The sequence below is a fragment of the Halorubrum ruber genome (assembly GCF_018228765.1).
GTDB classification, from domain to species: domain Archaea; phylum Halobacteriota; class Halobacteria; order Halobacteriales; family Haloferacaceae; genus Halorubrum; species Halorubrum ruber.
Genome location: NZ_CP073695.1, coordinates 1,601,914 through 1,622,017 on the forward strand (window position 1 = coordinate 1,601,914; position 20,104 = coordinate 1,622,017).

The 20,104-nt window shown below is 71.1% G+C and carries 18 protein-coding genes; 10 read left to right on the forward strand and 8 right to left on the reverse strand.

Annotation, left to right across the window (positions count from 1 at the left end; genetic code table 11):
- Positions 1 to 49: 49 nt before the first annotated feature.
- Positions 50 to 1,108, forward strand: a complete 1,059-nt coding sequence (locus J7656_RS08005) for a transcriptional regulator TbsP domain-containing protein (protein WP_017343395.1) — start codon at positions 50 to 52, stop codon at positions 1,106 to 1,108.
- A gap of 35 nt (positions 1,109 to 1,143) precedes the next feature.
- A complete protein-coding gene (locus J7656_RS08010) occupies positions 1,144 to 2,265 on the forward strand; it encodes a pyridoxal phosphate-dependent aminotransferase (RefSeq protein ID WP_211552999.1) in 1,122 nt (373 codons plus the stop codon).
- Between the two features lie 24 nt (positions 2,266 to 2,289).
- Here J7656_RS08010 and J7656_RS08015 read toward each other — a convergent pair whose 3' ends face one another.
- Positions 2,290 to 3,303, reverse strand: coding sequence for a hypothetical protein (locus J7656_RS08015; RefSeq protein ID WP_211553001.1), 1,014 nt, complete (start codon positions 3,301 to 3,303; stop codon positions 2,290 to 2,292).
- 179 nt (positions 3,304 to 3,482) lie between these two features.
- On the opposite strand from J7656_RS08015, the gene J7656_RS08020 reads away from it, so the two are divergent.
- Both J7656_RS08020 and J7656_RS08025 read left to right on the forward strand, forming a co-directional pair.
- The gene (locus tag J7656_RS08020; protein ID WP_017343392.1) at positions 3,483 to 4,685 is read left to right on the forward strand and encodes a methionine adenosyltransferase; all 1,203 of its coding nucleotides are present in this window, start codon (positions 3,483 to 3,485) and stop codon (positions 4,683 to 4,685) included.
- A 73-nt stretch (positions 4,686 to 4,758) separates the two neighbouring features.
- Entirely contained in the window at positions 4,759 to 5,211 is a 453-nt protein-coding gene (locus J7656_RS08025; protein ID WP_211553003.1) for a DUF5804 family protein, read from the forward strand.
- A gap of 22 nt (positions 5,212 to 5,233) precedes the next feature.
- Here J7656_RS08025 and J7656_RS08030 read toward each other — a convergent pair whose 3' ends face one another.
- From J7656_RS08030 to J7656_RS08040, 3 genes are all read right to left on the reverse strand, one after another.
- Complete coding sequence (locus J7656_RS08030) at positions 5,234 to 5,779, reverse strand: DUF7109 family protein (protein ID WP_211553005.1); 546 nt, start codon at positions 5,777 to 5,779, stop codon at positions 5,234 to 5,236.
- Between the two features lies 1 nt (position 5,780).
- Entirely contained in the window at positions 5,781 to 6,965 is a 1,185-nt protein-coding gene (locus J7656_RS08035; protein ID WP_211553007.1) for a glycosyltransferase family protein, read from the reverse strand.
- A 120-nt stretch (positions 6,966 to 7,085) separates the two neighbouring features.
- Positions 7,086 to 8,270, reverse strand: a complete 1,185-nt coding sequence (locus tag J7656_RS08040) for an MFS transporter (RefSeq protein WP_017343388.1) — start codon at positions 8,268 to 8,270, stop codon at positions 7,086 to 7,088.
- 172 nt (positions 8,271 to 8,442) lie between these two features.
- Between J7656_RS08040 and J7656_RS08045 the strand changes: the two genes are divergently transcribed.
- Positions 8,443 to 8,613, forward strand: coding sequence for an HVO_0758 family zinc finger protein (locus J7656_RS08045; RefSeq protein ID WP_004595617.1), 171 nt, complete (start codon positions 8,443 to 8,445; stop codon positions 8,611 to 8,613).
- Between the two features lie 69 nt (positions 8,614 to 8,682).
- Here J7656_RS08045 and J7656_RS08050 read toward each other — a convergent pair whose 3' ends face one another.
- From J7656_RS08050 to J7656_RS08065, 4 genes are all read right to left on the reverse strand, one after another.
- Positions 8,683 to 10,041: a hypothetical protein gene (locus J7656_RS08050; RefSeq protein ID WP_211553009.1), complete on the reverse strand. Its 1,359-nt coding sequence runs from the start codon at positions 10,039 to 10,041 to the stop codon at positions 8,683 to 8,685.
- On the reverse strand, positions 10,038 to 10,697 hold the full coding sequence (locus tag J7656_RS08055) for a hypothetical protein (protein WP_017343386.1): 660 nt from the start codon (positions 10,695 to 10,697) through the stop codon (positions 10,038 to 10,040). Before J7656_RS08055 ends, J7656_RS08050 begins: the two co-directional genes overlap by 4 nt.
- A 115-nt stretch (positions 10,698 to 10,812) precedes the next feature.
- Positions 10,813 to 11,925: an aldo/keto reductase gene (locus J7656_RS08060; protein ID WP_211553010.1), complete on the reverse strand. Its 1,113-nt coding sequence runs from the start codon at positions 11,923 to 11,925 to the stop codon at positions 10,813 to 10,815.
- 84 nt (positions 11,926 to 12,009) lie between these two features.
- Complete coding sequence (locus J7656_RS08065) at positions 12,010 to 12,630, reverse strand: class I SAM-dependent methyltransferase (RefSeq protein WP_017343384.1); 621 nt, start codon at positions 12,628 to 12,630, stop codon at positions 12,010 to 12,012.
- A gap of 765 nt (positions 12,631 to 13,395) precedes the next feature.
- Between J7656_RS08065 and J7656_RS08070 the strand changes: the two genes are divergently transcribed.
- From J7656_RS08070 to J7656_RS08090, 5 genes are all read left to right on the forward strand, one after another.
- Positions 13,396 to 15,021 carry a GMC family oxidoreductase gene (locus J7656_RS08070; protein ID WP_211553011.1) on the forward strand — a complete coding sequence of 542 codons (1,626 nt, stop codon included), beginning with the start codon at positions 13,396 to 13,398 and terminating at the stop codon, positions 15,019 to 15,021.
- A gap of 168 nt (positions 15,022 to 15,189) precedes the next feature.
- Positions 15,190 to 16,005, forward strand: coding sequence for a diadenylate cyclase DacZ (gene dacZ, locus J7656_RS08075; protein WP_211553012.1), 816 nt, complete (start codon positions 15,190 to 15,192; stop codon positions 16,003 to 16,005).
- 3 nt (positions 16,006 to 16,008) lie between these two features.
- Positions 16,009 to 16,797, forward strand: coding sequence for a mechanosensitive ion channel family protein (locus J7656_RS08080; RefSeq protein ID WP_017343381.1), 789 nt, complete (start codon positions 16,009 to 16,011; stop codon positions 16,795 to 16,797).
- Between the two features lie 104 nt (positions 16,798 to 16,901).
- Complete coding sequence (locus J7656_RS08085) at positions 16,902 to 17,567, forward strand: GNAT family N-acetyltransferase (RefSeq protein WP_211553013.1); 666 nt, start codon at positions 16,902 to 16,904, stop codon at positions 17,565 to 17,567.
- A gap of 79 nt (positions 17,568 to 17,646) precedes the next feature.
- Entirely contained in the window at positions 17,647 to 20,082 is a 2,436-nt protein-coding gene (locus J7656_RS08090; RefSeq protein ID WP_211553014.1) for a DEAD/DEAH box helicase, read from the forward strand.
- Positions 20,083 to 20,104: the final 22 nt, after the last annotated feature.

Here is a 20,104-nt window from a genome sequence, read left to right on the forward strand (position 1 = left end):
CCCGTGATCGGCGCAATGCTCATTCGGATCGCGGTCGTCACCGATCGGTGTGACCGCGGACGACGCCGGAGCCGAGACCGACGCTGGCGCCGCCAGCGACGACGCCGCGGCGGCGACCGACGGGTCCGTGGCCGCGAGCGACGACCTCGGCGGGACATCCGAGGTCGCAGACGTCCTCCCGCGTCCCGCCGACACGCTCGCCGAAGCGGTCGAGGCCGCGCTGGCGGGGCGGTCCGCCGTCGTCGCGGTCGGCGTCCCGATACGACTGCTCCCGGCGGTGCTGGCGGCCCGCGAACGGTCGTCGGGCCCGCCGTGGCGGATCGCGTGCCGCCCCGGCGTCGTCGACGCGCTCTCACGCGCGCTCGTCCTCGGCACCGCGGTCGCCGAGGCGGTCGAGAACGACGAGATACGGGTCCGGACCGGCGAGCCGCTCGGGCACGGGACGGGCGGGACGCTTTTCGCGAGCCCGGACCGCGTCGACGCCGTGGTCGGCCCCCGCGGGGACCGCACGCTCGCGGCGACTGCGGTCGACACCGATTCGGCGGCGGCCGACACCGACCCAAAGGCAGTCGACGGCGCCCGCACGACGGCCGAGGCGCGGTACGACGCGGCGTCGCCGGCGACCGTCGAGATGCCCTCGCGGACTCGGCTGCTCGCCGACGCGCGCGAGGTCCTCGACGACCGGTTCGCGGACGACCTGGAAGCCCTGCTGGCGTCGCTCGAACCCGGCGAGTTCGGCCGTACGACCGAGGTGCCGGACCGAACGCTCCTCGTCGCGCTCGCGGCGCGACACGACCACCTCTTCCGGGATCTGCGGACGTGGGTCGGGACCGATGGCGTCGGGATCGCCCCGGCACAGGAGTTCACCGGCGACCGGCAGGCCCTCGTCGATCGGGAGCTGATCGAGTCGATCAAGGTGCCGATGGGGCCGGGGCGGCCGATGCTCCGCCTCCGCGCGGTCGACGACGCGCTGTTGCGCGCCCGCGCCGAGGAGGTGCCGAGCGTCCTCCGGGGACGGTTCGCGCTGCCGACCGACGCGGACGGGCGGATTCGAGAGGACGCGAGCCGCGAGGGGCGGCGGCCGGTCTGGGAGCGGCGTCGGTGGTGACAAGAACTAACCCGCGGCGGCGCTCCCTCACTGGTATGACGACGTTCTCCGACAGGGTCGAGCGGATTTCGATAAGCGGGATCCGAGAGGTGTTCGAGGCGGCCGGCGACGACGCGATCAACCTCGGACTCGGGCAACCTGACTTCCCGACGCCGGACCACGCCCGGCAGGCCGCGGTCGACGCCATCGAGTCCGGGAAGGCGGACGCCTACACCGAGAACAAGGGAACCCGCTCGCTCCGGGAGGCCATCGCCGAGAAGCACCGCGCGGATCAGGGGATCGACCTCGACCCCGGGAACGTCGTCGCGACCGCGGGCGGCAGCGAGGCGCTCCACATCGCCCTCGAAGCCCACGTCGACGCCGGCGACGAGGTGCTGATCCCGGACCCGGGGTTCGTCTCCTACGACGCCCTGACGAAGCTGACCGGCGGCGAGCCGGTCCCCGTGCCGCTCCGCGACGACCTCACCATCGACCCGGCCGCGGTCGAGGACGCCATCACCGAGGACACGGCGGCGTTCGTCGTGAACTCGCCCGGCAACCCCACGGGCGCGGTCTCCTCCGAGGAAGACGTGCGCGAGTTCGCGCGCATCGCCGACGAACACGACGTGCTCTGTATCTCCGACGAGGTGTACGAGTACACCGTCTTCGACGGCGAGCATCACTCGCCGATCGAGTTCGCGGAGACGGACAACGTCGTGGTCGTCAACTCCGCCTCGAAGCTGTTCTCGATGACGGGCTGGCGGCTCGGCTGGGTGTACGGCGCCGGCGAGCGCGTCGAGCGCATGCTCCGCGTCCACCAGTACGCGCAGGCGTGCGCCTCGGCGCCGGCGCAGTACGCCGCGGAGGCCGCGCTTCGGGGCGACCGCGACGTCGTCGACGAGATGACCGCCTCCTTCGAGCGCCGCCGCGACATCCTCCTCGACGGCTTCGACGACATCGGGATCGACTGCCCGACGCCGCAGGGGGCGTTCTACGCGATGCCGCGCGTGCCCGACGGGTTCGTCGACGAGTGTCTCGACCGCGGCGTGGTCGTCGTCCCCGGCGAGGCGTTCGGCGAGGGCGGCGCCGGCCACGCGCGCATCTCGTACGCGACCGACGAGGACGAACTGCGCGAGGCGCTCGACGTGATGGCCGAGGCGTACGCGGCGGTCCGCTGAGGCGGCCGCGAAACGCCGGGTCCCTCAGTTACCCTCTTCGTCCAAAATTCGGAGGTAGCGCTCGTAGTAGTCGTCGCCGTACCGGATCATCTCCTCTCTGTCCTCACCGACGCCGGCGTCTTTCCGAACGTTCCCGTCGATGAAGGGCCGCGCGTCGATCGCGCGGAGCAGCTCGACGTACGCGTCGGAGTACGGGTGCGTCTCGGCGTACTCCTCCATATCCGCCTGCTCGACGATCCGCCGAGATTCCGCGGACAGGTCGTCCGGTGCGACTCTGGGTCCGACGAACGTCGCTCGGAGGATCGCCTCCATCCGCTCCGGGCTCTCGGCGACCGCCTCCGCGATCGGCCGGTACACAGCCTCGTGGAACCGCTCCCGTTCGATCTCGACCCGGTAGGTCGTGTCTCGGTAGGCGACGCGTTCGGGGCCGCCGTCCGCGAGCAGCGCGCTCTCCCCTCGCGCGGTCTCGTTGCGGTACGCGTAGCCGCCGCGTTCGACCAGTCCGACGGGGTAGCCGCCCGCGTCTCCGCGGGATCGGGCCGCAAAGTGGGCGATGTGGACCGCACGCTGGTCGGCCTGCGGCAGGTCCCCCTCCTCGCCGCCGTCGACCGCCGACTCGCCGCCGTCGTCGCTCCCGGACCCCTCGTCGTCGACGTCGAAGAGTCGGAGGACCGGGTAGGTCTCGGCGACCTCGTCGACGACGACGGAGCCGAGCCGGTGGTAGGTCCCGTCACGGAGGACGTACGCCGGGTCGTCGGGGCTCGCGAAGAACGGCTTCCGGTGCTGGGTCGTGTACGACTCGCCGGCCAGAACCGCGTTGAGGGCCGCCTCGTCCCACTCCTCGGGCGGGTCGTCGCGGCTGTGAACGTAGCGGTCGCGCAGCGACCCGTCGACCCGCGAGAGTGAGAGCCTGAGCTCCGGTCCGTCGGCCGCGTCGCCGTCGCTCTCGGTTCCGAGACAGCCGGCCGCGGCGGCGCCGATTCCGCCCGCGAGCGCGCCGACGAGGAGGCGACGACGAGAGGATGCGAGTTCGTCCATACGGACCGTACAGACAGGCGACTGAAAGGTATTGCCGAGACGCAAACGCTGGCTTGAGTCACCGGGATCGACGCCGACGGAGTGGGTCCGTCGACGCGGTTATAAATTACTCTTAGTTATTCGATGTCCGCGAAGAGTTTCCGCAAGTTATACCGTCGCCCGCGGCGTATCCGGCGGTAATGGACCGGAACATACAGGTCAGCCGTCTCGACCGGCAGGCGGTCGAGGATCAGGAGGTCGAGATCGTCGAGCGAAAGGGGATCGGTCACCCCGACTCTATCTGCGACGGGGTCGCGGAGTCCGTCTCGCGGGCGCTCTCGCAGCTCTACTTGGACCGCGTCGGCAAGGTGCTCCACTACAACACCGACGAGACGCAGTTAGTCGCCGGCCGCGCGGCCCCCGCGTTCGGCGGCGGCGAGGTCGTCGAGCCCATCTACATCCTCATCGTCGGCCGCGCCACGAAGGAGTACGACGGCGAGCAGCTCCCCGTCGACTCGACCGCGCTGGCGGCCGCCCGCGACTACCTCTCCGAGGCGATCCCGGAGCTGGAGTACGGCACCGACGTGGTCGTCGACGTGCGGCTCGGCGAGGGGTCGGGCGACCTCCAGGACGTGTTCGGCGAGGAGACCCAGGAAGTGCCGATGGCCAACGACACCTCCTTCGGCGTCGGCCACGCCCCGCTCACCGAGACGGAGACCATCGTCCACGAGGCCGAGCGCGCGCTCAACACCACGTACCACGACGACCATCCCGAACTCGGCCCCGACGTGAAGATCATGGGGAAACGCGAGGGCGATCGGATCGACATCACCGTCGCCGCCGCGATGGTCGACGCCTACGTCGACGGCCTCGACGAGTACGACGACGCGGTCGCGTCCGTCCGCGAGTACGTCGACGACCTCGCCCGCGAGTACACCGACCGCGAGGTGGGCGTCGACGTCAACACCGCCGACGACTACGACGAGGGCTCCGTCTACCTCACCGTCACCGGCACCTCCGCCGAGCAGGGCGACGACGGCTCGGTCGGCCGCGGCAACCGCGCGAACGGCCTCATCACCCCGAACCGCCCGATGTCGATGGAGGCGACCTCCGGGAAGAACCCCGTCAACCACATCGGGAAGATCTACAACCTCCTCTCGACCCGCGTCGCCGAGTCCGTCACGAGCGAGGTCGACGGCATCCGCGACCTCCAGGTCCGACTGCTCTCGCAGATCGGCCGCCCGATCGACGAGCCCCACGTCGCGGACGCGCAGATCGTCACGGAGGAGGGCGTCGCGCTGGACGACATCGAGGCGGACGTGCTCGACATCGTCGACCGCGAGCTGGCCGACGTGACGGACGTGACCCGCAGCGTCATCGAGGGCGACGTCTCGACGTTCTGAGTCGAGGGTGAACGCCGTACCGCGTCACCCCGCGACCGCAACGGATTTGCGCCGGCCGCTCCGAGACACATTCATGACGCGGGTGTGTCTCCTCGGCGACCCTGACGTGGAGCTCTCCTACGAGCTGCTCTCCCGCGAGACGGCTCGCGACGCGCTCGCGACCTACGACATCGAGGAGCCGTTCGAGAACAGCGTCGCCGTCGACACCGTGAGCCTCGGCGCCGCCGTCTCCCTCCTCAACGACCTCGACTGGTACCTCGTCCGCTTTGTCGAGGAGGCGCTCGTGTTAGAGCCGTCCGTCGCGACCGACGAGTGGCTCTCCCGGGACCTCGCCCGCGAGGTCCGCGACGGCGACGTGCCCCCCGAGGAGACCGACCAGCGCCTGAAGGTGTTCGGGCTCGTCGACGGCCGGCCGGTCGAACCCCTCTTCGTCCGGCGGCGACAGGGCGAGACGCCGGAGTACGACCTCCGCGACGTCGACGAGACCGTGATCGTCCGCGTGAGCGAGTCGGAGTTCTCCGGGTGAGGCGACCGCGGCGCGCCCCGACTCAGCCCTCCTCGTCGACTTCCGCGAGAATCCGCGTCCGAACCGGGTCCACGTCGACCGGCGCCCACGCCTCCACGTCGTAGGTCACGTCCGCGAGCGTCTCCAAGCGGTCGTCGTCGCCCTCGCCTATCGCCTCGACCGCCTCCTCGCGAAGCCGGTCGAGCACCGCGTCCGCGAGCGTCTCGCGGTCGACCTCGCGGTCCGGCACGTCGAGGATGTGCGGCAGGTCCTCCGCCCCCTCCGGGAGCGTCGGGAACGCGGCCGGACCGACCGCGAGGGCGGTCGACTTGTCGGCGGGGTCGGTTTCGGCGTCCGCGACGTCGTCCGCGCCGCCGCCCGAGAGCGCGTCCGCCGGCGCCGGCACGAGCGCGTACTCCGCGACCGCGAGGTCGATGGCGGCGTCGATGGCGTCCTCGTCGACCTCGGTCCGCTGCTTGAACGCCAGCTCCGAGAGCGCGTTCGACAGCTCCGCACGCGTGAGCCAGCCGAAGAGGTCGACGACGCCGGCGAGGTCGTCGCGCGCGGCGACGCTCGGTCCGTCCGCCATCTCAGTCCTCCCCCGGGGCGGGCTCCGCCTGTCCGTCGTCGGTCGGCCGGGCGCCGACGGCGTCGATTCCGCCGGTCGCCCCGTCGCCGCGAACCGCGTCGAGGTCCTCGCGCGCCGCCTCGCGGACCTCGTCGGGGTCGACCGGCGCGTCCTCCCACGCCGGGAGCCGGGTGTCCGGCCCCGGCTCCCCGAGCGCCTCGGCGTACGTCGCCACCTGCGAGCGCTCGTCGGCCGCGTCGTACGAGAGGCCGTTGAACGCGGCGTCGGTCGCGTAGCCGTCGACCAGCGTCTCCGCCGCGTCGCGGTACCGCTCTGCGAGCCCGTCGTAGTCGACGTCGACGCCGGCGTCCTCGACCGCGCGCAGCGTCGCCTCGCCGACCGCCCGGCTCATGTCGGCGAGGCCGGTCGGTCCGTCGACGGAGCGGTGGTCGTGTTCGTACCGACCCAGGTCGACCTGCGCGCTGTCCGCGAAGCCGGCGTGGCCGAACGCCTCGCCGAGCGTCCCGACCTCTAACCCCCAGCCGCGCTGGACGCGGAGCCGCGAGACGAGGTCGCTCGTCGCCGCGAACTCGCCGGCGAGCGCGTAGCGGAACGCGGAGAGGTACTCTAAGACGTCGGGCGTCCGGCCGGGCGCAGCGTCACCGAGCGCGCGGACGAGCGGCCGGAAGAACAGCCTGAACAGCCGCCCGTACAGCGAGCCGTCCTCGACCCGGGCGTAGTACCCCTTCGAGAACCGGTACCCCTGACCCAGCGGGAACAAGAGTCGGTTGACGAACGCCGGCGAGTAGGTCTTCGTGTCGGCGTCGTGGACGACGACGAACTCCTCGTTGAGCGCACGACCTAAGGCGAGCCACACGTCTCGCCCCTTGCCGCGCTCGCCGTCGAGCCCCCGCGCCTCCAGCAGCGACGCGAGCCGGGGGCCGTCGCACCACAGTGTCTCGACGTCGAGGTCGAACTCGCCGAGCCACTCCGCGAACGGGCCGGCGCGGTCGGCGGCGGCCCGCAGCGGGACGATCACGCGGGCCGGGTCGACCGTCTCCAGCGTCGAGAGCACGCGCTCGGCCGCAAGCGTCCCGTACTCGCGCTCGGTCATCGGCACGACGACCGCGGCCCGGTCCGTGGGGGCGTCGGGCCGGTGGTCGGTCAACGCGTGAAGGGTCGTCACGCGTTCCTGAACGTACTCCATTTACCGATCACACGGGAGCGACGCCCAAAACAGGTGCGGTACCACCAACCGGACCGGGACGCTCTTCGCGAGCCCTTGCTTCCCGGGTCCACGCTACCCGGATCCGTCGCCGTTTCCGCGTCACGCCGCCCGCGTCGCGCCCGCCGCGCCGCCGGGGACGCGCCCGAGCCGGTACAGGGCCGCGTACGCGGCGACGAGGACCACTAAGCCGCCCGCGAGCGCGAGGAAGACGGCGTCGTACCCCGCGCCCGCCTCGACCGCCTCGCCGACGACCCACGATCCGGCCGCCTGCGTGGTCATCATTCCGGCCGAGAACATCGCGTACGCCGACGCGCGCGACTCGTCCGGCAGCGACGCCAGCAGGTACGTGTCGCCGGCCGGGAACAGCATGTGAATGGCGAAGCCGACGACGACGCTCGCGGCGATCACCGCGGCGAGCCCCTCCGCGACGACGACGAGGACGACGCCCACGACGAACGAGGAGACGATGCCGAGCAGGTACGGCACGTGCGGGAGCCGGTCCGCGAGGTCGCCGGAGACGAGGAACGCGGGCACGCCGGCGGCGAAGATCACCGTCAGGAGGTTCCGCGCGGTCGCCCGCGGCAGCCCCTTGTCGATCATGTACAGCTCGTAGAAGTTGAACAGGCCCTGCCAGACGAAGCTCGTGAGTCCCATCAGCACGACGCCCGCCGCGATCAGCTTCCACTCGCCGCGGGCGGCCGCGAGGAAGTCCGTGTCGCTCGCGCCGGCGTCGGGGAGGTCGGTCCGCTTCGCGAGCGCGACGAACAGGACCGTGCTGGCCGCCGCCGCGAGCGCGAGCGCGTAGAAGGCGTACCGCCAGTCGTACCACAGCGCGACGGTGACCGCGGGCGCGGCGATGACGGCGGAGAGCTGGCTGGCCATGCCGTGGACGCCCATCACGCGCCCGACGCGCTGCGGGAACAGCTCCGAGATGAACGGGTTCGCGGCGACGAAGTAGACGCCGGAGGCCAGGCCGACCGCGAAGGCGGCGACCATCAGCGCGAGGACGCCGGGGGCGAGCGCGACGCCCAGCGCACCGGCGGTCAGCATCGCGCCGGAGACGACGATCACGCGGCGCCGCGTGAAGCGCGTGAGCGCCCAGCCGGCCGGGAGCCGCGGGGCGGCCGAGCCGAGCCACGCGAGCGTGACGATGAGCCCGGCGGTCCCCTCGCGGATCCCGAACGCGTCGATGAACTCGCCCACGAGGGGGGCGAACACGACCCGCGCGAAATTGACGAGGAAGACCAGCGCGCAAAGCGATCCGAACAGCCTGGTCCGTGACACGGCGGCGATTCCGCGCGCCCGGACACAAGCGTTGCGAAAGCGGCCGCGCTCGGACCTCGAACCGCGATCGTCGGGACGACGCCGGTTTCGGTCCGCCTGACGCCGATTTCGGCCGATCGTCTGACCGATGTCGTACGGGGTTTTTATCCGCCCCGACCCCGAACGGCGGGGTATGAAATCCACGCGCAAGGGGCTCCGCGACGGCGACCTGATGAAGGACACCTACGAGCGGCTGAACTGCGCCGACTGCGAGCAGGTGTTGAAAAAGGAGAACGACCCCGACGAGGTGTTCTCGGTCCGCATCTGCCCGGAGTGCGGCGCGCGGTTCAAGGAGCTTCGCTGAGCGGTCCCCGCTGCCGTCGCCCTCTCTTCTCTCTCCCGCCGCGGTCGATTCGTCCGCGGCCGACCGCGCTCAATTCGACTCGAACGAGTCACTGACCGATTCAGTTACCGTCCGCGCTTCTCCCGTGACCGTCTCGATCCACCGGTACGCGGTGTACGCCTCGACCGTCGACCGCGCGCTTCGGTCGTCCGCCGCGAGCGCCCCGTCCGGCTCCGCGAACAGCGGGAGGAACTGCGTCGCCAGCCACCGGTCCAGCGGGTTCTCGCTCCCCGCGAGCGCCGCCGCCGATTCGATCGCTGCGCTCCGCGCCGCGCCGACCGCGGCCGCGTCGTCGGGGAACATCGCCTCACCGTCCTCGATCCGCGAGGCGAGGGCGTCGAGCCCGCGGAACCGCACGCGCGCGAGGAGCGTCCGCGTGAACGCGGTCGCCGGGTGGTCAGGCTGGTAGTCGTCGAGCGGTATCGGGTCGAACCGGAGGTCCTCGAACGCCCGGTAGCGGGCCGTCGAGAGCTGCGAGACGCTCGGCGCGTCCCGCGCGACCGGCCGAGTGTCGAGGAACGCCTCGGTCCCCGGGCTCGACCGGAGTCGGTCGGTTTCCTCCCCGTGGAGCTCACGGAGTCGTTCCCCGATCTCGGCGCCCACCCGCTCCGCCTCTCGACGGAGCGGCTCGGCGACTGCTTCCGGATCGGCGAGCGAGCTCCGGTACCGATCGCGGAGGTACCGACCCGCCTCGACCAGCGACTGGACACGCTCGACCTCCCCCACCGACTCGCCGGTCCGGAGCGGGTTCGCTCGCGAGGCGGGGCCCGCGTTCCCGCCGACCAGCGTCCGCCGCCGCGACTCGTCGTACCAGCGCTCGATCGGCCCGTAGACGGCGGCGCCGGCGGAGGGATCCGCCGCGGTCCCCGGCAGCTCGTCCAGCGTCTCGGACGCCCGCTGTAGCACCGTCTCGATGTCGGCGGCCACCGCTTCCGGGTCGCCCTCGACGGTCACGGCCGCCCACGTGCCGACGACGGTCGCGGCGTGGCCGCGCGCCGCGGCGTACCGCTCGGCGGCTCGGAGCGGCGGGAGCGACTCGTCGGGCCCCGGAAGCGCCTCGCGCGCCGCCGCCCGCTCCGTCTCGATCTGCTCTCGGATTTCGCCGTTCGGGAGCCGCTCCTCGGTCAGCGGCTCTGGGATCGGGGAGAGCAGGCGGTCCACCCGGTCGGCGAACGCGCTCTCGACCGCGGGCTCGACGTCGACGGGGACGAGCCGCGGCGGGTTGGGGACCGGCTGATCGAACTCGCGCGGGACGCCCTCGACGTCGAGCGACGGTGGGTCGTCCCAGAACCGCGGTTCTCTCCCCCTCCTGGAGCACCCGACGAGCGAACCGAGCGCAACCGCGCCGGCGGCGGCGAGCGCACCGCGCCGGGTCGTCCGACGCGTCATCCGTCGTCACCCCACGTGTCGATCGCCGTCTCGTTCCCGGGAACTGTCGCGTTCCCGTCGATCACCGCGTACTCGGTGTCCGTCGTGCGACACGGCGAGTGCCCGCTGGCGCCGGTACGGGTAAGCCGAGCGTCGAGGACGGCCGGGAGCCGGAAGAGGAGTGCCAGCGCGACCCGCTCGTCGGCCTCGCACGACTCGTCGGGCGGGCGAAGCTCGCTACAGTACTCGTACTCGACGCGCCCGGGCTGCCAGGACACCGACTCGATGTCGAGCCGCTCACACGACTCGACGCCGGCCGGCGAGACGTACACGGTCTCCGTCTCGTAGTCCGTCTCGTCGAGGAACGACCGGACCCGCTCGCGGTCCGCGTCGGAGACGCCCTCGGCGACCAACAGCTCGTCCGCTCGGTCCGCGCTCGTGACGAGCTCGCGACCGATCCGGGCTGGCTTGTTCTCGTCGTTCGCTTCGCTCCCGTCGAGGAGGACGCTCTCGCCGGACGGGTTCCGCGGCTTCACGACTGTCGGGTCCATCTCCGTGCCTCTCGTCTGCGGTCGGGCGGACTCCGCCTGCGGGTCGCTCGCGCCGGAACAGCCGGCGAGCGCGCCGACGACGCCGAGGGCGGCGCTCCCGAGGAGGGCTCGTCGCGTGGGGGCCATGGAACGGGCTTGGACCGGTTCCGACAAACGCTTTGTGGCGTCCGTCGCCGGTGCCGGATCCGCGGCGTCGTGGTCGACGGGGCCGACTCCGCGGCGTCCCGTCCGTCGCCCGTGTTCACTCGAAGACGGCGTCGAACGCCGACGCCCCGAGCGGGTCGAAGGTGCCGGCCGCAACGTTCTCGCGGACGTGGCCGGGGTCGGTCGTCCCCACGAGCGACGAGGTGACGCCCGGGGCGCTCCGGGCGAAGTTGAGCGCGCGCTGGGCCGGCGTCTCCCCCGCGAGCGTCGCGTCGACGTCCGCGGGGATCCCGCCCTCGACGGCCAGATCCCCCTGCCCGATGCTCGCGCTCGTCACGACCGAGAGCCCGGCCTCGTGGGCGAATTCGAGGGCCGAGACTGGGCCGTCGGCGTCGGTGCCGGGCGGCGCGGGCTGGTTCCGCCGCGTGAACGCGTCTGCCATCGCGACGTTGAAGGGGAGCTGAATCGCCTCGAATCCGTGGTCGTCGTCGGGACCGACCGCCTCGCCGGCGGCCTCGGCACGGGCGAGCACTTCGGCGAGCGAGAGGTAGTCGTCGGCGTCCTCGGGGACACGGAACGCGCTCCACGACGCGACGCCGTACGCGCCGACGTCGCCCGCGGCCCGCCGGCGTTCGAGGGCCTCGAAGGCGGCTTCGAGCGCATCGTACACGTCCGCTCGCGAGCGGGCGGCGAGCTGGGTCTCGGGGTTGTGGACGTAGAAGCAGTCGACGGAGTCGAGGTCGAGCCGGTCGAGCGAGCGGTCCAGCGACCACTCCAAGTAGTCGGGCGTCATCGCGTGCGCCCCGTTCGCGAGGTCGTCGGGGTCGACGATCTCGGGCTCGACGAACCGCTCGCGGACGTACGCGCTCGGGTCGTCCGGGCGCTCCCCGTCGAACGGGAGGAAGCCGCCCTTCGTCGCGACGACCACCGACTCGCGGTCGACGGGGGCGTCACGGAGCGCCTCGCCGACGACGCGCTCGGCGCGGCCGCACCGGTAGTTGGCCGCGGTGTCGACGTGGTTCACGCCCGACCGGAGCGCCAGTTCGATCGACTCGCGCGAGGCCGCGTCGACTGCGGGCGTCGGCTCGCCGAGGTACGTCCCGATCCCGACGCTGGAGACGACGCCCGGTCCGAAGCGACGGAAGTAGGTGCGCCCGAAGGCGTCGCCGAACCGGTTCCGGTACCCCCAGAGAGCCTCGCGAGTCGCCATGTGGTCGAGGTAGTCGGCTCGCGGGTAAAAGTCGCGCGGGAGATCGGGTCGCCGCGGTCCGTCCGCCTCTGTCGAGGGCGCCGGTCAGTCGGCCACGCGGAAGGTCCGCGTCGTGTCCCTGTCGCCGTGGACGACGTTGACCTCGACGAGGCCCAGCGAGGTGAATATCTCCCCCCAGTCGCGGTAGTACAGCGGCGTCTCGTCGTCGACGTAGTTCACGTCCGGGTCGGCCGACGCCGACCCGCGCGTCGGGTCCTCGATTTCGGCCGTGACGAGCACGTCGTCGGTGATCCGCGCGATCTCCGCGAAGGCCGACTCGACGTCCGGATGGAGGTGTTGGAGCGTCTCGACCGAGTACACCGCGTCGAACGCGCCGTCGTCGAACTCCTCCACGAGGTCCTCGATCGCGCCGCAGTAGAACGTGCCATGCGCGGCGAGTTCGGGGTAGGCGTCTCGCATCGTCTCGAACGCCTCGGCGTTGATGTCGATCCCCGAGAGGTCCTCGAACCCGTGGTCGGCGAGGTGTTCGAGGTGTCGGCCCGAGCCGCACCCCAGTTCGAGGACGGCGGCGTCGCGGTCGAGGTGTGCGTCGAGCGCCTCGCGGATCAGCTCGCTCGTCTCGTTCGGCCCGTAGTGCGCGTAGTACGCCGGTGAGTATTCGCCCGCCCGGTTCGTCCACGACTCTCGGACGGAATCTGGTTCCACGTCTGTCAACGCGGGCAGAGAGGGAAAACGTCGTCGGACGGCGTTCCGCCGGCGGTGCGCGGCGGTTCGCGTGTCGTCTCGTGTTTCGGTAGCACGGCTCTGCTGAAATCCTCTTCTTCAGACATATTCTCGTCTGTAACGTCTGGTCGCTGAAGCGTGCTTCTTGATCTATCGCGGGAGTTGGTGTCGTACGTCGCTCAGTGTGATGGCGTGGGTATTTATAAGCCAGATCGCGGTGTTGCTGTCGGCTATTTATAAGTGGTCGACGCTGCTGCGGTGAACGTCTTCAAAGCCCCAGTCGCGAGGCGGCCGCACGCTCGCTGCGCTCCTCACTCAGTCGCTATCGCTCCCTCGTTGCGGTGCTTACGTCGCCTGCGGCCGCCTCGCGACTGCCCCTTTGAGTCCCGCCCCGCACAGCACCGCAACCGCACCTCACGCCTCCCCAGCCTCGCGGTTCGCTCGGGGCTCCCTCCGGTCGCCCACGTCGCTCACCGCGTCCCTCGCGGGCTGGCTCGCGGCCTCCGCTTCGCTCCGGCCGCTCGCAGGCGCGCCACCGCACCGGCTGCCATTTGTAAGCGTTCGTCGCCGTTGATCACGGCCATTTAAATACTGAATCGCGCCCGGCGATCTGCGATACTCACTCGCGCTATCGCTCGCCGCTACCCCTGTACTGAGCGATTAGGGTGCGAAAATATCAATTTCTGAGGATTTTAACAAAGCCGGTAGCACGGGTACACTTAATTGTCCGACCGTCCACGACTTTCCATGACAAGCACGGAATACGACTTCGTCGTGGTCGGCGCCGGGTCGGCGGGCTGCGTCCTCGCGAACCGACTCACCGCCGACCCGGAGACGAGCGTCCTGCTCTTGGAGGCGGGTACGCCCGACGACGACCGGAACATCTCGATTCCGGCGGCGTTCCCGGAGCTATTCAAGACCGACGCGGACTGGGAGTACTACACCGAGCCGCAGGACGGCTGCGCCGGCCGGGAGCTCTACTGGCCGCGCGGCAAGACGCTCGGGGGGTGTTCCTCGACCAACGCGATGATCTACGTTCGGGGCCACCCCTCGGACTACGACGGCTGGGCCGAGCTGGGCAACGACGGGTGGGCGTACGACTCGATGCTGGAGTACTTCAAGCGCGCGGAGACGTTCGAGCCGGGGGACTCGTCCTACCACGGGGACGAGGGGCCGCTCAACGTCACCGACCAGTCGTCGCCGCGGCCCGCCTCCGAGGCGTTCGTCCGCGCCGCGGCGCAGGCCGGGTACGACCGCAACGACGACTTCAACGGGGCCGAGCAGGCCGGCGTCGGGCTCTACCACGTCACGCAGAAGGACGGAAAACGCCACAGCGCGGCCGACGCGTACCTCAAGCCCGCGCTCGATCGGCCGAACCTCACCGCCGAGACCGGCGCGCAGGTGACCGAGGTCACCATCGAAGACGGTCGAGCGACGGGGGTGGAGTACAGTCAGGACGGCGAGATCCGGTCCGTCGACGCGACCGAGGAAGTCGTCCTCAGCGCCGGCGCGGTCAACTCCCCGCAGCTGCTCATGCTCTCGGGGATCGGCGACCCCGACCACCTCGCGGACCACGGCATCGACGTGGAGGCGGCCTCGCCCGGTGTCGGTCGGAACCTCCAGGACCACCTGTTCGCGTTCACCGTCTACGAGACGGACGACGACGTGAGCACGCTGGACGACGCCGGGAGCCTCCGGGACCTGTTCAACTGGTTCGTCTTCAAGCGCGGGAAGCTCACCTCCAACGTCGGCGAGGCCGGCGGCTTCGTTCGCACCGACGAGGGCGAGCCCCGGCCGGACCTCCAGTTCCACTTCGCGCCCTCCTACTTCATGGAACACGGGCTCGAGAACCCCGAGGAGGGGCGAGGGCTGTCGATCGGCGCGACGCAGCTCCGACCGGAGAGCCGCGGCCGCGTCAGGCTCAGTTCGGACGACCCGTTCGAGGCGCCCGCCATCGACCCGAACTACCTCGACGAGCGCGCGGACCTCGAAACCCTCGTCGAGGGCGTCAAGCGTGCCCGCGAGATCGCCGACCAGGACGCGCTTTCGGAGTATCTCGACCGCGAGCTGTGGCCCGGCGAGGACGTCGAGACCGACGAGGAGATCGCCCGACACGTCCGCGAGGAGTGTCACACCGTGTACCACCCCGTCGGGACGTGTAAGATGGGCGACGACGACGCGGCGGTCGTGGACGACGAGCTCCGCGTCCGCGGGGTCGAGGGGCTCCGCGTCGTCGACGCGAGCGTGATGCCCACGCTCGTCGGCGGGAACACGAACGCGCCGACGATAGCGATCGCCGAGCGGGCGGCGGACCTGATTCGAGAGGATCGGACGGCGGCCGCCGAGGGATCGGTCTCGGCCGCCGGCGACTGAGCCGGCTCGCTCCGTTTCGGTACTGATAGGCCGACCCAGCCGCTCTCCGTTCGGAACCGACGGACCTCGTCACGCACCCTCTAACGCGGGCCACGCGTCGATCCAGCCCGGGCGTCAGACGCCCGCACGACGCAACGACTATACGGACTCCGGGAGTCACGTGTGATAATGGCCTCGCTCACCGACCACCTGGCGGACCTCGTTGAGGACGTCGACGCCGCCCTGCTGTTCTCCCCGACGAGTTCCTTCTACGAGCGATTCGCGGACGCCGACGCCGAGGTCGAGGTCGTCGTCGTCGCGCCCGACAACGACGTCGACGCGGAGACGTTCGTCGAGCTCCCCCTCCCGTTCGACAACGTCAAAGACCGGATCCGGTTCGGTATCGAGGGCGCGATGGACGAGGGGCTCCTCGCCGAGGGCGACGAGGTCGCGTGCGTCGCCTCGGTGTTCGACGCCGGCTCGGACGCGGTGATCCGGGCGACCGTCGACGAGGGGGTCCACACCGGTATCTACGACCTGTTCACCAACTCGCGGGCGGAGCCGAGCGTGATCCGCGACGTGTTCGAGGTCGCGATCGAGCTCGGACAGAAGGGGCAGAAGGGGAAGCCGGTGGGCGCGCTGTTCGTCGTCGGCGACGCGGGGAAGGTGATGAACAAGTCGCGGCCGCTCAGCTACAACCCCTTCGAGAAGAGCCACGTCCACGTCGGCGACCCGATCGTGAACGTCATGCTCAAGGAGTTCTCGCGGCTGGACGGCGCCTTCGTCGTCTCCGACTCCGGGAAGATCGTCTCGGCGTACCGCTACCTCGAACCCGCCGCCGAGGGGGTCGACATCCCGAAGGGGCTCGGCGCGCGTCACATGTCCGGCGCGGCGATCACCCGCGACACGAACTCGACCGCCATCGTCCTCTCCGAGTCCGACGGGCTCGTCCGGGCGTTCAAGGCCGGGGAACTCGTCTTGGAGATCGATCCGGAGGAGTACTGACCCATGTCCGCGGCTCAGATCTCCGTTCCCGAGTTCCTCCTGAACGTCCCGTATCGGATCTGGCTGGCGCTCGGCGTCCTCCTGTTGGGACTCGTGTTAGCGTACCTCACCGGCGTGATCAACCGCCGGCTGCTCCGGCGCGCCGGCGTCCCCGAGGTGATCGAGGGGACCGCCTTCGAGCGGACGGCCCGCGAGTTCGACACCTCCACGGTGCGAATCTTGGCCAAGCTGTCGAGCTACTTCATCCTCGCCGTCACCGTCATCGTCGCGCTCACCGTCGCGGACGTGAACTACCTCGAACAGTTCTGGTCGGGCGTCGCCGCCTTCCTCCCGCGGCTGTTCGTCGCCGTGGTCGTGTTCATCGTCGGAATCGTCGTCGGCGACAAGGCCGAACTGCTCGTCGCCGAGCGCCTCCGGGGGATAAAGCTCCCCGAACTCGGCGTGCTCCCGACGCTCGTGAAGTACAGCGTCGTGTACGTCGCGACGCTCATCGCGCTCGGCCAGGTCGGCGTCCAGACGCTCGCGCTCATCGTGCTGCTCGCGGCGTACGCGTTCGCGCTCGTGCTGTTCGCCGCGCTCGCGACGAAGGACTTGGTCGCCTCGGCCGCGGCCGGCGTCTTCCTCCTCCTCCGGCAGCCGTACGGCATCGGCGACGAGGTGCGGGTCGCCGGCGAGCGCGGCGTCGTTCAGGAGGTCGACCTGTTCGTCACCCACATCGAGACGGACGGCGAGGAACACGTCGTCCCGAACCACGCGGTGTTCCGCGAAGGGATCGTGCTGATCCGGGATTAGCCCCCGATCCGACCACGTTGCGGCAGACGCCGACTCCGTTACCGATTCTCACGCTGTGAAAGTCGTTGTCACCCTATAACACGACGCGGCGCCAACGTCGAGACATGACCCCCGATACCGCGAGCGTCGCCTGCGACGGCTGGGACGGCAGCGAGTGCGAGGGGACCCCCCACTGTCCGCCGCGCTGTCCGCGGTTCGTCGACAAGGAGGGCGCGCGCTGGACGATCCGGCCCGCGACCGACGCGGACGAGCCGTTCCTCGCAGAGATGTACGAGCGGTTCGACCGCGCAGACCGCGCGCAGGGGCTCCCGCCGGTGAGCCGGCGCCGGCGCGTCGACTGGATCCGATCCATGCTGTCGGAGGGGAACAACGTCGTCGCCGAGCGGAACGGCGAACTGTTCGGCCACGCGATGTACACCCCGACCGACGCCGACACCCCCGAACTCGCCGTCTTCGTCCACCCGGACGCGCAGGACCGCGGCGTCGGGACGGAGCTGTGCCGTCACGTGATCGCCAACGCCGCCGCGGCCGGCCGCGAGGGGATCGAACTCCACGTCGAGACCGGGAACCGGCCCGCGCGGAGCGTCTACCGGACGGTCGGCTTCGAAGTCGTCGAGCGGCGCGGCGACCTCCGGATGCGCCTCGACCTCGACGATCCGATCGCGACCGAGGTCCGCTGGCCGCCGCTCGCCCGCGAGGGCCCCGCGGAGCCGGCGGTCGACCTCTCGCCGGGCGACGGCGGGGCCTCGCGCTCGCCCGCGGACGACTGAGCGCCGTCGATCGGTCGCCCGCATTCGACTCCTCGCCACCGCAACCGTTAGGCCCCGCCGACCCCAGGGTCCCGTAACCGTGGACGACGCCATCGAGTGGCTGCGGGACCGCCCCTTCTACGAGGGACAGATCGCCGACCACCGGCGGCTCCCGGCGCGCGAGCCCGAGTTCGCCGACGTCGACCTCGAATCGCGGCTCGCCGACGCGCTTGCGGAGCGCGGGATCGATCGGCTTTACCGCCATCAGGCCGACGCGATCGAGGCGGTCCGCGACGGCGACGACGCCGTGCTCGCGACCGAGACGGCGAGCGGCAAGTCCCTCGCGTACACCGTCCCGGCGTTCGAGGCCGCGATGGACCACGGCGGGCGCACCCTCTATATCGGCCCGCAGAACGCGCTGATCGCGGACCAGGAGGAGTCGCTGTCGGAGCTCGCCGCCGACCTCGGGTTCGGCAGCCGCGTCTCGGTCGACTCCTACACCGGGCGGCTCTCGCGGGCGGAGAAGCGCGACGTGCGCGACCGCCGGCCGACCGTGCTCCTCTCGAACCCGGACATGCTCCACTACGCGCTGTTACCGTACGCCGAGCGCCTGTGGGACTGGTTCTTCTCCTCCTTAGAGTACGTCGTGATCGACGAGGTCCACAGCTACCGCGGCGTGTTCGGCTCGCAGGTCGCCCTGACGCTTCGACGGCTCGCGCGGACCTGCGAGCGGTTCGACTCGTCGCCGCAGTTCGTCTGCTGTTCGGCGACGATCAACAACCCCGTCGACCACGTCGCGACCGTCACCGGCCGCGACCCGGACGGGATCGCGCTCGTCGACGAGGACACGTCGGGCCGCGGGCCGCGCGACTGGGTGCTGTGGAACCCGCCGGAGTACGACGACGACTGGCAGGAGCGCGGCAGCGGCCGACGGAAGTCGAGCCACACGGAGTCGAAGCGGCTGTTCGTCGACCTCGTGACGGCGGGCCAGCAGACGCTGGCGTTCACGCGGGCGCGACAGACCGCCGAGCAGTACGCGACCGACAGCGCGAGCGACCTCCGGGAGCGGGGCGAGCACGACCTCGCGGGCAAGGTCGGCGCGTACCAGGCCGCGCTCACCGACGACCGGCGCCGCGAGATCGAGGCCGACCTCCACGCCGGCGACCTCCGCGGCGTCTGGTCGACGAGCGCCCTCGAGCTGGGCGTCGACGTGGGCGGGCTCGACGCGGTGGTGCTGGACGGCTACCCAGGCACGCGGATGTCTGCCCACCAGCGCGCCGGCCGCGCCGGCCGCGGCGACGACCCGGCCTTGGTCGTGATGGTCGGCGGCGAGGACCAGCTCGACCAGTACCTGATGCGCAACCCGGGCGACTTCTTCGACGCGCCGCCCGAGGACGCGATCTGCGACCCGGAGAACGGTCAGCTCATGCCCGGCCACGTCGCCTGCGCGGCCGACGAGAACTGGCTCTCGCCCGAGGACGACCGCTTCTTCGGTGACTCCTTCCCGGGCGTGGTGGCCGACCTCACCGATGAGGGCGTGCTGAACCGGCGCGAGGCCGCGGCCGGCACGCGCTGGGTCCACGCTGGCCGGTCGAGCCCGCAGCAGTCGGTGAACCTCCGGACCGCCGAGGAGCGCGAGATCTCGCTGATCGAGCGGTCGAGCGGCGAGACGGTCGCGACGCTCGGCTTCGCGGACGCGCTCCGCGACGCCCACCCCGGCGCCATCTACCACCAGCAGGGCCGCACCTACGAGGTGGTCGAGCTTGACCTCGACCGCGACGTCGCCGAGCTCCAGCAGTCGTGGGCGGACTACTACACGCAGGTGCGCTCCGACAAGGACATCGTCGTGAACGAGGACCTCGACGAGCGCGCGCTCTCGGTGCGCCCGGACGTGCCGGTCCGCTTCGCGGACGTCACGGTCACGGAGCAGATCACGGGGTTCGTCCGCAAGGACGCCGCGACCGGGGAGTCGCTCGGCGAGTCGACGCTCGACCTCCCGGAGACGACGCTGCGCACGAAGTCGCTGTACTTCCCCGTCCCGGAGGACATCGAACGCGAGATGCGGCGGCTCGGCGACGCGCTCGACGGAGAGGGCGCGTCGGACGGCGCGGCGAGCGCGGAGACCGACGGCGGCGAAGCCCCCGACGGCGAACCGATCCCGGGCGGCGAGTACGCGTTCAACGGCGGCATCCACGCGGCCGAACACGGGATCATCTCGCTGTTCCCCTTCCACCTGCTGTGCGACCGCGCCGACGTCGGCGGCATCTCGACGCCGCACCACCCGCACACCGAGGGGCCGGCGGTGTTCGTCTACGACGGCTACCCCGGCGGCGTCGGGCTCACCCGTCGCGGACACGGGCGGATCGAGGAGCTGATGACCCGGACGGCGCGGCTCATCGACAGCTGCGACTGCGAGGGCGGCTGCCCGGCCTGCGTCCAGTCGCCCCACTGCGGCAACGGGAACGACCCGCTGGCGAAGGCGCCCGCAGTCAGCCTGCTGGAGTCGCTGACGGGCGGGGGCGACGGGAAGCCCTGACGGCGTTTACCCAAAACCACTT

Excerpts from the sequence above, each read along its gene's own strand:
- J7656_RS08010 (WP_211552999.1), top strand. The coding sequence starts at position 1,144 with ATGACGACGTTCTCCGACAGGGTCGAGCGGATTTCGATAAGCGGGATC.
- J7656_RS08015 (WP_211553001.1), bottom strand. The coding sequence starts at position 3,303 with ATGGACGAACTCGCATCCTCTCGTCGTCGCCTCCTCGTCGGCGCGCTC.
- J7656_RS08020 (WP_017343392.1), top strand. The coding sequence starts at position 3,483 with ATGGACCGGAACATACAGGTCAGCCGTCTCGACCGGCAGGCGGTCGAG.
- J7656_RS08025 (WP_211553003.1), top strand. The coding sequence starts at position 4,759 with ATGACGCGGGTGTGTCTCCTCGGCGACCCTGACGTGGAGCTCTCCTAC.
- J7656_RS08030 (WP_211553005.1), bottom strand. The coding sequence starts at position 5,779 with ATGGCGGACGGACCGAGCGTCGCCGCGCGCGACGACCTCGCCGGCGTC.
- J7656_RS08035 (WP_211553007.1), bottom strand. The coding sequence starts at position 6,965 with ATGGAGTACGTTCAGGAACGCGTGACGACCCTTCACGCGTTGACCGAC.
- J7656_RS08045 (WP_004595617.1), top strand. The coding sequence starts at position 8,443 with ATGAAATCCACGCGCAAGGGGCTCCGCGACGGCGACCTGATGAAGGAC.
- J7656_RS08050 (WP_211553009.1), bottom strand. The coding sequence starts at position 10,041 with ATGACGCGTCGGACGACCCGGCGCGGTGCGCTCGCCGCCGCCGGCGCG.
- J7656_RS08055 (WP_017343386.1), bottom strand. The coding sequence starts at position 10,697 with ATGGCCCCCACGCGACGAGCCCTCCTCGGGAGCGCCGCCCTCGGCGTC.
- J7656_RS08060 (WP_211553010.1), bottom strand. The coding sequence starts at position 11,925 with ATGGCGACTCGCGAGGCTCTCTGGGGGTACCGGAACCGGTTCGGCGAC.
- J7656_RS08070 (WP_211553011.1), top strand. The coding sequence starts at position 13,396 with ATGACAAGCACGGAATACGACTTCGTCGTGGTCGGCGCCGGGTCGGCG.
- dacZ (WP_211553012.1), top strand. The coding sequence starts at position 15,190 with ATGGCCTCGCTCACCGACCACCTGGCGGACCTCGTTGAGGACGTCGAC.
- J7656_RS08080 (WP_017343381.1), top strand. The coding sequence starts at position 16,009 with ATGTCCGCGGCTCAGATCTCCGTTCCCGAGTTCCTCCTGAACGTCCCG.
- J7656_RS08085 (WP_211553013.1), top strand. The coding sequence starts at position 16,902 with ATGACCCCCGATACCGCGAGCGTCGCCTGCGACGGCTGGGACGGCAGC.